General features: G+C 73.7%; 10 protein-coding genes and 1 pseudogene. 8 read left to right on the top strand and 3 right to left on the bottom strand.

Going from position 1 to position 12,669, the window contains the following annotated elements:
- Positions 1–84 precede the first annotated feature (84 nt).
- The 3 genes from ACWD35_RS06615 to ACWD35_RS06605 all read left to right on the top strand — a co-directional run bounded on the left by ACWD35_RS06615 (position 85) and on the right by ACWD35_RS06605 (position 3,696).
- A complete protein-coding gene (locus tag ACWD35_RS06615; protein WP_451350085.1) occupies positions 85–315 on the top strand; it encodes a hypothetical protein in 231 nt (76 codons plus the stop codon).
- A gap of 388 nt (positions 316–703) precedes the next feature.
- Positions 704–2,392 (top strand): LCP family protein, encoded by a 1,689-nt coding sequence (locus tag ACWD35_RS06610; protein ID WP_451350025.1) that lies wholly within the window; start codon positions 704–706, stop codon positions 2,390–2,392.
- A gap of 59 nt (positions 2,393–2,451) precedes the next feature.
- The gene (locus ACWD35_RS06605) at positions 2,452–3,696 is read left to right on the top strand and encodes an amidohydrolase (protein WP_451350024.1); all 1,245 of its coding nucleotides are present in this window, start codon (positions 2,452–2,454) and stop codon (positions 3,694–3,696) included.
- 10 nt (positions 3,697–3,706) lie between these two features.
- Here the strand turns inward: ACWD35_RS06605 and ACWD35_RS06600 are convergent, their stop codons facing one another.
- Together ACWD35_RS06600 and ACWD35_RS06595 are read right to left on the bottom strand one after the other, a co-directional pair.
- Complete coding sequence (locus tag ACWD35_RS06600; RefSeq protein WP_451350023.1) at positions 3,707–4,843, bottom strand: hypothetical protein; 1,137 nt, start codon at positions 4,841–4,843, stop codon at positions 3,707–3,709.
- Between the two features lie 61 nt (positions 4,844–4,904).
- Positions 4,905–6,098, bottom strand: a complete 1,194-nt coding sequence (locus ACWD35_RS06595) for a PP2C family protein-serine/threonine phosphatase (RefSeq protein ID WP_451350078.1) — start codon at positions 6,096–6,098, stop codon at positions 4,905–4,907.
- A 119-nt stretch (positions 6,099–6,217) separates the two neighbouring features.
- Between ACWD35_RS06595 and ACWD35_RS06590 the strand changes: the two genes are divergently transcribed.
- Positions 6,218–6,670, top strand: coding sequence for a hypothetical protein (locus ACWD35_RS06590; protein WP_451350022.1), 453 nt, complete (start codon positions 6,218–6,220; stop codon positions 6,668–6,670).
- Between the two features lie 235 nt (positions 6,671–6,905).
- Positions 6,906–7,856, top strand: coding sequence for a hypothetical protein (locus ACWD35_RS06585; RefSeq protein ID WP_451350021.1), 951 nt, complete (start codon positions 6,906–6,908; stop codon positions 7,854–7,856).
- On the opposite strand, the gene ACWD35_RS06580 is transcribed toward ACWD35_RS06585, so the two are convergent.
- The gene (locus ACWD35_RS06580) at positions 7,747–9,111 is read right to left on the bottom strand and encodes an aminotransferase-like domain-containing protein (protein WP_451350020.1); all 1,365 of its coding nucleotides are present in this window, start codon (positions 9,109–9,111) and stop codon (positions 7,747–7,749) included. The two genes, ACWD35_RS06585 and ACWD35_RS06580, sit on opposite strands and share 110 nt — an antisense overlap.
- Before the next feature lie 88 nt (positions 9,112–9,199).
- On the opposite strand from ACWD35_RS06580, the gene ACWD35_RS06575 reads away from it, so the two are divergent.
- From ACWD35_RS06575 to ACWD35_RS06565, 3 genes and pseudogenes are all read left to right on the top strand, one after another.
- Positions 9,200–9,997: an alpha/beta fold hydrolase gene (locus ACWD35_RS06575; RefSeq protein ID WP_451350019.1), complete on the top strand. Its 798-nt coding sequence runs from the start codon at positions 9,200–9,202 to the stop codon at positions 9,995–9,997.
- Positions 9,998–10,034: 37 nt separating this feature from the next.
- Positions 10,035–11,999, top strand: coding sequence for an FUSC family protein (locus ACWD35_RS06570; RefSeq protein ID WP_451350018.1), 1,965 nt, complete (start codon positions 10,035–10,037; stop codon positions 11,997–11,999).
- 83 nt (positions 12,000–12,082) lie between these two features.
- Positions 12,083–12,669: pseudogene (locus tag ACWD35_RS06565) on the top strand (VWA domain-containing protein); the annotation flags it as partial.

Genomic DNA, 12,669 nt, shown 5'->3' with positions numbered 1-12,669 from the left:
CCCCTTGCCGTTCGACTCCGGCAGCCCCTAGGTTAAACGGCGGATTAAGCATGTTTAACAGGCCGCTGTTGTAGCGAGGTCGCCGTGCACGGACGTACATCCGCACCCGACGGACGCCCCACCGCACTCCCTGACTGCCGGCTCCCCCACCCCCGGCTCCGCGCCTGCGGGGGCGCCTCCACCGCCCGGGGCGTGGCCGCGGCCGTGATCGCCGTCGTCGCCCTGGTCACGGCGGCGAACGCCGGCCCGGCCCGGGCGGCGGACCACACCCCGGCACCGGCACCGGCGGCCGTCCAGTACGCGGGGCACCCGTAGCCGCGGCCCGCCGGGCGAGCCCGGGCAGCTCCGGGCAGCTCCGGACAGCTCCGGACAGCCAACTCCCGCCCCTGCAACCGGACTTCGGCGACCGAAGTCCGTGCAGCGGGAATCCAACGGCGAAACATCCCGTGTGTAAAGCCCGCTCCAAACCGTGGCCGCAATTCGCCAGGAACCGGGCAAATCCCACGGTTGTACGGGAGTTACGTATCTCACACCGCTGTCGCCCGGCGTGGCGCCTCGTGGTTAGTCTGAGCGATCCGGTAACCCCGGCGCGGTGATCGCACCGATCAGCGGGCTGACCCCGAGGAACTCTCACCAGAGGCTCCCGGGGACGAGACGACGGGCGAGGCCACCTGTGCCTCATGAAGGTGGGAAGGGCACGGGTATGACGCGAAGCAGCCTGCACGGCGAAGGGGCTCCGCCGCGCGCCCGGCACGCCGGCACTCCCGACGAGGAGACCGCGGACGCGGCGTACGACGCCGAGGGCGAGGCAGGCGGCGACGGCACCCGGGCCACCGGAGGGGGGCGGCACGGCGGGCGCCGGAGCGGAGGCGGGCGGCGGCCGGCGGCCCGCCGGGGCATGCGCGTACTGCGCTGGTCGGCGCTGACCATGACGGTCCTGATACTCGGCACCGCGGGAGCGGGCTACCTCTACTACCAGCACCTCAACGACAACATCAAGAAGCGCAAGCTGAACATCGGCGACTACGCCGCGCCCGAGGCCACCCCGAACGCCGACGGCCAGACCCCGCTGAACATCCTGATGATCGGCTCGGACAGCCGGAACACCGCGAAGGACCTCGCACTCGGCGGCTCCAAGAACGACGTGGGCCGCCCCCCGCTCGCCGACGTGCAGATGCTGGTGCACGTCTCGGCCGACCGCAGCAACATGTCCGTGATCAGCCTCCCGCGCGACACGATGATCCCGATCCCCAGGTGCACCGACCCCGACACCGGCAAGAAGTACGAGCCGCTCTCCCTGTCGATGGCCAACGAGTCCCTGGGCCGGGGCGGACCGGGCTGCACGGTCTCCACCTGGGAGAAGCTCACCAAAATCCACATCGACCACTTCATGATGGTCGACTTCTCCGGGGTCGTGGACATGGCCGACGCCATCGGCGGCGTCCCGGTCTGCGTCAAGCAGAACGTGTGGTCGCACACCGCGGAGGGGCACGGCTCGGGCCTGAAGCTGAAGGCGGGCACCACCCCGGTCAAGGGCAAGCAGGCCCTGCAGTGGCTGCGTACCCGTTACGGCTTCGAGGACGGCACCGACATCGGCCGCACCCATGCCCAGCACATGTACATGACCTCGATGGTCCGCCAGCTGCGCAAGGACGCGAAGCTGACCAACCCCGACGAGATGCGCAAGCTGGCGGAGGCCGCGACGAGCGCACTGACCGTGGACGAGGGCCTCGGCACGATCAAGAAGCTGTACGACCTCTCCGGGCAGCTCAAGCGGGTCCCCCCCAAGCGGATCACGATGACGACGCTGCCCGTTGTGGAGTGGTCGCAGGACCGCGACCGGCGGGTGCCGAAGCCCGGGGACGCCGACGACCTCATCTCCATGGTCCGCGACGACACCCCGCTGGACGGCCGCGGCGCCAAGCAGAAGAGCGGCCAGGAGAGCGACGCGAAGACCGAACCGACGTCCAAGGACCCGGCGGCCCCGGCCGGGGAGCTGGCCGTCCAGGTCCGCAACGGCACCGGCGCCGACGGCCAGGCCCCCGCGTTCCAGCGGGCGAGCGCGGTCCAGCAGGTCCTGCTGCAGAAGGGCTTCAACCGGGCGCTGGTGGACACCACGCCCGCGTCCGAGACCAAGACGTCGATCCTCTACCCCAGCGCCGACCTGGAGGGCGACGCCCAGTCCCTGGCCAAGGCGCTCGGGGTGCCGCTGGGCCAGGTACGCCAGTCGACGGACGTCTCGGGGGTCACGCTCGTCGTGGGCTCCGACTGGCGCACCGGCACCGCCTACCAGGCCCCCAAGAAGCCGACGAAGGCCCCCGACTCGGCGTCCGTCCTGGCCGGCGACAAGACGGACGCCTGCATGGACGTCCAGAAGGGCTTCACCTGGTGAGCCGTACTTCTCCTGACTTCTCCTGGTGAGCCGGTGAGTCGCGCCCCTACCCTGACCGCGTGACCTCTGCAGCCGCACGTACCGCGCTGGACCTCACCGCCGCCCTCCCGGTCCCGGACCTGGAGGACTTCTACCGCGATCTGCACCGCCACCCCGAACTGTCCCTGCGCGAGCACCGCACCGCCGCGAGGCTCGCCGGGCGCCTCAAGGACGCCGGGTTCGAGACCGCCGAGGGCGTCGGCGGCACCGGGGTGGTGGGGCGGCTGCGCAACGGGGACGGGCCGACCGTGCTGCTGCGCGCCGACATGGACGCGCTGCCGGTCAGGGAGGAGACCGGGCTGCCGTACGCCTCCGGCGCGGACGGGGTGATGCACGCCTGCGGGCACGATCTGCACGTCACCTGGCTGGCGGGGGCCGCGCGGGCACTGGCCGAGGGGCGGGAGACCTGGGCCGGCACCCTGCTGGTCGTGGGCCAGCCCGCCGAGGAGACCGGGCAGGGGGCGGCCCGGATGGTCGCCGACGGTCTGTACGAGCGCTTCGGCCGCCCCGACGCGCTGCTCGGCCAGCACGCGGCCCCCGGCCCGGCGGGCCTGTACCCGCACGCGCCCGGCCTGATCATGTCGGCGGCGACGGATGTGGACATCGTGGTGCACGGGCGGGGCGGGCACGGTTCCCGGCCGGAGTCGACCGTGGACCCGGTGGTGACCGCCGCCTACCTGGTCACGCGGCTGCAGACGATCGTCTCCCGGGAGCTGGCCGCGAACGAGTCCGCCGTGCTCACCGTGGGCCGGATCGAGGCGGGCACCCGGCACAACATCATCCCGTCCGAGGCGCGCATCGCACTGAACCTGCGCACGCAGTCGGAGGAGGTGCGGCAGCGCATGCTGGCCGCGATCGGGCGCGTCGCGCAGGGCGAGTGCCTGGCCGCGGGCTGCCCGCGCGAGCCCGAGGTGACGATCGGCAACACGTTCCCGGTGACCGTCAACGACGCGGGCACCGACGCCACGGTGGCCGCCGTGCACGGCGAGGTCTTCGGCGCGGGCACGGTGTTCGACCCGGGCCCGGCGATGGGCAGCGAGGACTTCCCGCAGCTCGCGCTGGACGGCGCCATCCCGTACTCGTACTGGTTCGTGACGACCACCCCTGCGGAGGTGTGGGAACAGGCCCCCGGCGCCGGCTTCCCGGAGAAGTTCGCGGCCGTACCGAGCAACCACAGCCCGCACTTCGCCCCCGACCTGTCCACGGTCGCCCCCGGCGTCCGCACGCTGGTCTCCGGAGCACTGGCGCTGCTGGCCCCGGCCTGACCCGGGGGCTTCAGGGAGCGGCCTGGAGTTCGCGCAGCTGCTGCCGTACGTTCTCCAGCGCTCCGTTTTGCCGGCCAGGCACGCGTAGGCGCAACTCCGCCAGGGCCGCGCCCAGTTCACGGGCACGGACAGGGTCGTCGATCCGCCCCCACTGGTGGTGGGCCCGGTCCACGGCCGCCTCCACGGCGGGCGCGTCCACCGCCTGGCCCGCCGCCAGCCGGACCCCGGCGACTCCGAGCCAGACCCGGCAGCTGCGTACGGCGTCCCCGGCGAACATCGCGAGGTCCGCCCGGACTTCGGCCCAGTGCAGGGCCTCCTCGGAGGCGGGGCCATGGGAACGGACGGCAGCAGCTTCGTGCTCGGCGGCCAGGGCGTCGGCCTCGGAGTGCCGGCCGGCCTGGACCGCGGCACTGATGGCGGCATGGGGGTCGGCGACCGACCCGGGCGGCGGGGGGAACGGGGGTCTGGGGGCGGGGCCCCCGGTGATGGCCCCGGGGATGGCCCCAGGGACGGCCCCAGGGACGGTCAGCAGCAGATCACGACCCGCACTCGATTCCGCGATCCGCGCCAGCGCCTGCTCGTGCAGCTGCGCGAGAGACGGCCGGTGCCCGCTGCGCAGCAGGGTCGCCACCGCCTTCATGTACGCCGGCTCCCCGAGCCCCTTCCGCCCCGCCACCGGAGGCGCCACACGGCCGTACACCGCCGCGTTGCGGCCGGAGTCGAGCGGGCGCTCGGCCAGGTACTGCCAGGTCTCCGCGTCCGCGTGCAGGTCGACGATCAGCGCGGTGTCCGCGGCGGAACGCAGCCGCAGTTCCTCCCGGATCCAGTGCCAGGGCAGCGCGGTGTAGCGGACGGTCGCCGGGGTCGTGCGGGCCAGCGCGAGATGCGGCAGCCGCTGACGGCGGTCCAGTTGCAGCTGGCCCGCGATGTACACGGTGAGCGGCCCGGGGGCCGCCGCCGCGGCGCGCAGCCGGGTCAGGACGGCCTGCGGCTCCAGCGGGTCGGCGAGTTCGACCACGTTCGCGGTGTCGGTGCCGGCCAGCACGGCGGGGGCGACGGCGGCCAGGACCGGCAGCACACCGGCCGCGTCCACCAGGCGTCCCCGGCCCAGCGGCGAGGCCGCGAGCAGCAGCACGGTTCCAGGCATCGTCCCTCCCCCAGTCAATCTCCACTCAGCACCGTAGCCGCTGCTGCTGCAAACTGGCGCCTCAGGACTGCAAACGTCCCCCTTCGGACCCTTCGCCCACCCCGCCGCGTGCCCGGCGGACCGCGAAGACCGTGGTGTCGTCCTCCAGCCGCCCCCCGCTGTGCCGCAGCACGCCGTCGCGCACCCGCCGTACCAGCCGCCGGGGTTCGGCCCGCCGCGGGTCGGCGCGGATCGCGCGGGCCACCTCCCGGGCCAACGGGTAGAACTCGCCGGGCTCGTTGCGCGCCTCGGTCACCCCGTCGGTGACCAGGAGCAGGGTCTCCTCGGCGGCCAGCGGCACCCGGTGCACGGGCGGCAGCCCGCCCACCAGTTCGCAGAGGCCGAGCGGCAGCCCGCCGCTGGCGGGCAGCACACGGACGCCGTACGGCCCGACCGCGAGCGGCGGTTCGTGCCCGAAGTTGACAACTTCGACGACCGACTCGGCACCTTCGCCCTCCCGGCGCTGGGGAAAGCAGATCAGGACGGCCGTGGCGAACCGGTCCCCGTCGTCGCGCCCGAGCGCAGCGCTGCGCAACCGGTGCCGCAGCATGCGCACTTCGAGCCGCTCGGCGACGGTCGCCAGGTCCGCCTCGTGGTAGCCGGCCTCCCGGAAGGTGCCGAGCAGCGCGGCGGCCGTCTCCACCGCGCCGAGCCCCTTGCCCTGCACGTCACCGATGAGCACGCGGGTGCCGTGCGGGCTGGGCTGGATGTCGTAGAAGTCGCCGCCGACCCGGGCTTCGGTGTCGGCGGAGAGATAGACGGCCGCGTGCTCCAGGCCCGCCCACACCGGCGGCAGCAGGCGCAGCACCGTACGGCGGGTGGTCTCGACGATGTCCCGCATGTGCAGCATCCGCTGCTGGTCGCGGATCCGGACCGCGCAGGCGAGGGTGGCGAGGACGCCACCGAGGACGACCAGGAGGAAGTCGGGCAGCCCGGCCCGGTACCGGTCGGGCGAGACGGTGTCCACCACGAAGTAGGCCACCGTCGCCAGCACCGCGTACGCGGCGGTCGTCCACACCCCGCAGATCGCGGCGGCCGTGCCGGGCACGAGGACGGCCCAGGAGATGAACCGGAACTGCTCGCTGGTGAAGAGGTCGAGCAGCGTGACCCCGGCGAGCAGCAGCAGTGGCGCCCAGGCGACACCGCGGCCCCTCACGCGCGGCAGCCGGCGCTGCGGCAGGACCTCGTCGTCGGGCGCGCCAACCAGGCCCTCCATGTCCTCAGCCAAGCACGGGACGGTACCGCCCGCATCCGGGCTCCCCTCCTGGCCGAGTTGCCGGGCCGTGCACCCAGGTGTGCCCTGGAAGGCGGGGGCGAGGAGAGAGGAGTGCTCTCATGGCTCAAGCGGCACCCGCACCCGGCGGGACAACGGCACCCGCGCCCGGCGGTGCCCGATTGCCGGACATCTTCGACGAGCGCACCCACGCGATCGCCCGGGTGACCGTGCCGGTCGCACTGGGACTGGTCTACGGCTACTGGGTGGCGGCCAACCACCGTGCCGGCGGCCCCATCACCGGCGGGAACCTGCTGCTCGGGTTCATCAGCGCACTCGTGTTCGCGGTGGTGTGCATGGGCCTGCTGTTCGTGGCCCCGCGGCTGAAGCGGGAGGTGCACGCGCTGGCGTGGACGGCGTTCGTCGGCTGCGCGTTCGGGTTCATGTACAACATGGGCGGCGGCTCGGTCCTCAGGTCCGCGGGCATGGCACTGGCGGTCTCCGCGGTCACCGCCGCGGTGTTCTTCTACTGGTACTACACGCACGAGGACGCCGAAGGGCACCGCGTCCGCTGAGGCGTACGCAGCGGAGCGGCGGACGACGGCGTGCGCGTGGGCCCCGGCCGGGGAAGGCCGGGGCCCACGCACTCCCCTGTGTTTCCCTCCTCACCAGCCGCCGAGCCCACCCCCGACACTCGGCGACGTCCACCAACACCAGGAAACACCCGTTCGGGTGAACCCTCCACCGGAGCGCCGCCCGATTGCAGTCGTACCGCTCGCGCGGCGGCCTGCGGCGCACTTGCCTGGAAGGGTGCCCCCACGCCTCAGGAGCGCTCTGTCGGCCGTGCTGCTCGCCCTGTCCTGCCTCCTCGCCCCGCTCGGCGTGCTGGCGGCCTGGGCGTCGTACGGGCTCACCGACACGGGCCGCTACGTCACCGCGATGGCGCCCCTCGCCGCCGACCCGGACGTGCGGGAAGCCGTCGCGGACGCGCTCGGTGACGGCATCCTGCGTGAGGTGGACCTGCACCTGGACGTGCGCCCGCTGCGCGGCTCCGTCCGCCCGTTCGTGCGCGACGCGGTGCGCTCCTTCACCCAGACCCGCGCCTTCCGGCTGGCCTGGGACACCGGGAACCGGGTCACGCACGACGCCGTGCTGCGCGCCCTGCGCGAGGACCGCGCGGACGGCGACGACGGCGACCGGCCCGTCACCGTCGACCTCGCCCCCGTCACCGCGCAGGTCAAGAGCCAGCTCACCCACGACCATGTGCCGCTCGCCGCACGGATCCCGGTGGAGCACACCGCGGTCGCCGTGCTCTCGGCGGACCGGCTGGTCCCGCTCCGAAAGGGGTTCCACGTGCTCGAAGTCGCCGGTTTCTGGCTGCCGGTGGCCGCCGTGGCGTTCGCCGTCGCCGGCATCGCGCTCGCCGTCCACCGCCGCCGCGCCGTCGCGGCGACCGCGCTGGGCACGGCCCTGGGCGGCGCCCTGCTCGGCCTCGGCCTCGCCGCCGGACGCGCCCTGACCCTCTCCGGCCTGCCCGCCGACGTGTCCCACCCGGCCGCGGGCGCCGTCTACGACGCTCTCACCGACACCCTGCGCACGGTCTCCTGGCTCCTGCTCGCCCTCGGCCTCACGGTGGCCCTGACGGCCTGGCTCACCCGGTACCTGCGGTACCTCCGGCCGGACCGCCCCGCGCGACGCGGGCCAGAGTCCGCAGCGCCCGAACCAGCTCCGGCTCAGGCGCCGACCCGAGCCCGAGTCTGACCGCGTCCGGGGTCCGGCTGGGGTCGACCGAGAAGGCCGTACCCGGCGTGACCGCGATCCCGTGCGCCCGCGCGGCGGCCGTGAAGGTGTCCGCCCGCCACGGCGCGGGCAGCTCCCACCAGGCGAAGTAACCGCCCGGATCGGACCGTACGGCGAACCCGGCCAGCTCCCGGGCGGCCAGCCGCTGCCGCCGCTCCGCCTGCCGCCGCTTGGCGGCCGTCAGCCGGTGCACGGTGCCGTCCCCGATCCACCGCACGGCGGCCTCCAGCGCGAACGAGCCCGCGCTCCACCCACCGGAACGGATGGCCCGCTCCACCGCCTCGACCCGCCCGGCCGGTACGACGACGAACCCGACCGTGAGCCCCGGCGCGACCCTCTTCGACAACCCGTCCACGGCATGCCCGAGTTCGGGGACGAGAGAGCTGAACGACGGCTCATCGCCGGGCCGCAGGAAGGACCAGATCCGGTCTTCCACGACCGGTATCTCCAATCGGCGTACGACCTCGGCCAGTTGAGCGCGCCGCTCGGGACCGATGGTGAGGGAGGTCGGATTGTGCAGGGTCGGCTGGAGGTAGAGGGCGGACAGGGGAGCGCTGCGGTGGGCGGCAACGACGGACTCGGGCAGCGGCCCCTCGGCGTCCGTGACGAGCGGGACCAGGACACGGCCGAGCCGGGCCGCGATCTCCTTGACCAGCGGATACGTCAGCGGTTCGACACCGACCCGGCCGCCCGGCCGGACCAGCGAGGCGAGCGTGGCGGCGATGGCCTGGCGGGTGTTGCCGGTGAAGAGGACGGAAGCCGGGTCGGTCCGCGGCCCTCCGAGCCTTCCGCCGTCGAGCAGCCCGGCGACCGCCTCCCGGGCCGCTCCGGTGCCGATGGCCGCGGCCGGGCGCAGCGCCGACCCGAGCGCGTCCGGCCGCAGCAGCGGAGCGAGAGCCGGGGCCAGCAGCTCCGACTGGCCGGGCGCGGACGGGTAGTTCAGCTCCAGGTTCACGGGGGCGACACCGGCCGCCTCGGTCAGCGCGCGCCCCGGCTGCCCGTCCGGCTCGGTGGCCCGCACGAACGTGCCGCGCCCGACCTCGCCCACCACCAGCCCCCGGCGCACGAGTTCGGCGTACACCCGCCCCGCCGTCGAGGGCGCGATCCCGCGCCGCCGGGCGAACACCCGCTGCGGCGGCAGCCGTTGTCCCGGCCGCAGCCGTCCGCCGTTGATGTCGTCCGCTATCCGGTCGGCGATACGCCGGTAGTCCCCCACAAGTCCCCCTTTTCCAAGGCGCGTCGGATTGCACCGAGGGCAAAGATTTTATTGCCCCGAGCGAGGACGGCACCCTAGGGTCGATCACATGCCCCCGTTCCTCACATACACTCACAAATCCCCCGCAACCCCTGCCACTCCCGCCCGGACCCCTCTGGTCCTGATCCACGGCCACCCCTTCGACCGCACGATGTGGGACCCGCAGCTGGCGGAGTTCTCCACCACCCGCCGGGTGATCGCCCCCGACCTGCGCGGCTACGGCGCCTCTCCCGTGACCCCCGGCACGGTCCCGCTCTCCCGCCACGCCGAGGACATCGAGGAACTGCTGGACACCCTCGGCGTGGACACGTTCGCCCTCGCCGGCCTATCCATGGGCGGCCAGATCGTCATGGAGTGCTACGACCGCTTCGGCGACCGCGTCCGGGGCCTGGTCCTCGCGGACACCTTCCCCGCCCCGGAGACTCCCGAGGGCAGGCTCGGCCGGCGCGCCATGGCCGACCGGCTGTCGGCGGAGGGCATGCGCGGCTACGCCGACGAGGTCCTGGAGAAGATGGTCGCCCCCTACGCCGACCCGGCCGTCAAGGCCCACGTCCACCGCATGATGACGGCCACCGCCCCCGAGGGTGCCGCGGCGTCCCTGCGCGGCCGGGCAGAACGCCCCGACTACCGCGACCTGTTGACGAGGGTGACGGTCCCCGCGCTGGTCGTGGTGGGCGCCGACGACACGTACACCCCGGTCACGGACGCCGAGGCGATGCACGCGGCCCTGCCGGACTCCGAGCTGCGCGTCATCGCCGGCGCGGCCCACATGCCGAATCTGGAGCGCCCGGAGGAGTTCAACGGGGCACTGGGGAAGTTCCTGGCGAGGGTGGACGCCCGCTCGTAGACCAACCCAAACCGCCTTCACCAGCCATAATGGCCACATGCCCCGCGAGTTCCCCATCGGCCTGACCCCTCCCGACTGGCTGGTCCGGAACCTCCAATCGCAGCAGGCGCCGGTCAACTGGCCGGCGGTGGCCCGGGCGGCCGTGGCCATGGCCCTCCCCCTGGCCATCGGACTCGCGGCGGGACGCCCCGGTTACGGCGCGCTCGCCTCCATGGGCGCCCTGTCCGGCGTCATCGGCGACACCGCCGACGCCTACCGCATGCGCATCCTCAACATCGCCGTCCCGCAGCTCTTCGGCGCGGTGGGCGTGACCCTGGGCTCCCTGGTCTTCGGCCACGGCTGGTACGCGGTGGTGGCGGTCACCGGAGTGGCCCTCGCCTCCGGGATGATCTCGACGATCGGCGCGGTCGCCTCGGTCTCCGGGCTGCTGCTCCTGCTCAACTGCGTGATCGGCGCGGGCCTTCCGCTGCCCGGCCCCTGGTGGCTCGCCCCGGCCCTGATGACCGGCGGCGGCCTCCTCGTCCTGCTGCTGGCCCTGCTGGCCTGGCCGCTGCGCTCGGGCGTCCCCGAACGCGCGGCGGTGGCGGACACGTACCGCGCGGTGGCAGCCCTCCTGGCGGCCTCAGGCACCGGGGAGACCGGGGATTACGACGAGGCCCGCCGGGCCGTCACCCAGTCCCTGAACCAGTCGTACGACCTGATCCTCGCCCGGCGCGCCCGCCACCACGGCCGCAGCCCCGACCTGACCCGCCTGCTGGCCGAGTTGAACGCGATCACCCCGGTGCTGGAAGCGGCCCCGGCGGCACACCTGTACGGCCGCCCGCTTACTGCGGAGATCCCCGAGGCGGTCCGCCGCCTGGCCCAGGCCATCGAGACGGGCGACAAGGCCCCGGCACCCCTCCCGCCCCTCCCCGTGCCCACGACGGAGACGGCCAGGGCCGTGGACCACGCGCTGCGGCACGCGGCCAAGGTCGTCGCCGTGCCCGACGTGGACCCCCGGGGCATCGACGACCGCCTGGGCCGCCCCGCCACGTTGAGCATCCGTACGGCCCGGGCCGCCCGCAACGTCATGCTCTCGGCCAGCTCCTGGCGCTACGGCCTGCGCCTGGCCCTGTGCATCGGCCTCGCGCAGGCCCTGGTGTCCCTGATCCCGGTACCGCGCTCGTACTGGGTCGCCCTGACCATCACCTTCGTCCTCAAGCCCGACTTCGGCTCGGTCTTCTCCCGGGCCCTGCTGCGCGCGCTCGGCACGGTGGCGGGACTGGTGATCGCGGCGGCGGTGCTGGCGGAGGTGCCGCGCGGCTGGGCGGACGTACCGGCGCTGCTGCTCCTGGCCCCGCTGATCCCGGCCCTGACCCCGCGAGGCTACGGCTACCAGACCGCCGCCATCACCCCGGCGATCCTCGTCCTCTCCGATGTCCTGAACCACAAGGGCACGGCCCTGCTGCTCCCCCGCCTGCTCGACTCCCTGATCGGCTGCGCGATCGCCCTGGTCGTCGGCTACCTGCTCTGGCCGGAGAGCTGGCACAGCCGGGTGGGCGACCGTCTGGCGGACGCGGTGGCGAACACGGCGCGCTACGTGGAAGCCGCATTCGCGGAGCCGGCCGGGGACGCCGGACCGGACGCGACGGCGGCACGGGCGCGCATGCGCCGCCGCCTCTACCGCGACCTGTCGGTCATCCGCACGGAGTTCCAGCGGGCCCTGACCGAACCGCCGCCGATGGGCCGCCGGGCGACGGCCTGGTGGCCGCTGGTGGTCGCGGTGGAACGCATCGTGGACGCGACGACGGCGGCCCGCGTCCGCGTCATCCACGGCGCCCCGCCCCCGTCACCGTCCGAAATCGCCCAGGTGGCCCTGCAATTGAGGGAGTTGTCGGAGGGCGTCCGCCAGGCCGACACCCTGATCGCGGTCCGCACGGACCTGACGGGGCCGTCGGGCAGCGTGCTGGAACCCTTGCGCCAGGAAGTGGCTGCGGCCAGGGCTATCGCGTCACCGCACTGAGAACGTCATCTGGGGCCGCTAACCTTACGTGTCCGTCCTGGCCAGGGATTGGCGGGCATCACCTCATGCGAAGGGTTGCGCACATGGGCATTCTCACTCTCCTGCGGAACACATTCGGCCGCTCCCGCAAAACACGAGCCGAAGCAGAGGGTGCGGACCGCGTCCCCGCGCAATCCCTCCCCGAGCCCACCGAAGCCCCCTCCTCCGAGCCCGCCGCGAACACCGAGGACCATGACCTCGTAACAGCGGCCTTCGACAACATCAGAGTCCCCCGCCCGGCGTCTCCGACGGATCCGGTGCAGGTGGAGACGCTGACGGAGGAGGAGACGCCGGTGCACACGGATGTGCCGGCGAATGCCGAGGAGCCGGTGCAGGCAGAGGCCGAGGAGCCCGAGGCTGCCGAGCCCCTCGCCGAGGAGCCCGTGGCTGCGGAAGCTGCGGCTGAGGAGCCGGTGGCCGCGGAGCCGGAAGCAGTCGAGCCCGTGGCGGCCGAGCCGGAGCCTGCGGAACTCGTGGCCGAGGAGCCGCAGGCCGTAGAGCCGCAGGCCGAGGAGCCCGAGGCTGCTGAACCCCTGGCCGAGGAGCCCGTGGCTGCGGAAGCTGCGGCTGAGGAGCCGGTGGCCGCGGAGCCGGAAGCAGTCGAGCCCGTGGCGGCCGAGCCGGAGCCTGC

The sequence above is a fragment of the Streptomyces sp. NPDC002671 genome (genome assembly GCF_053592475.1).
The sequence above is the reverse complement of the archived record's forward strand: the minus strand, read 5'-3'. Positions and strand labels throughout refer to the sequence as shown.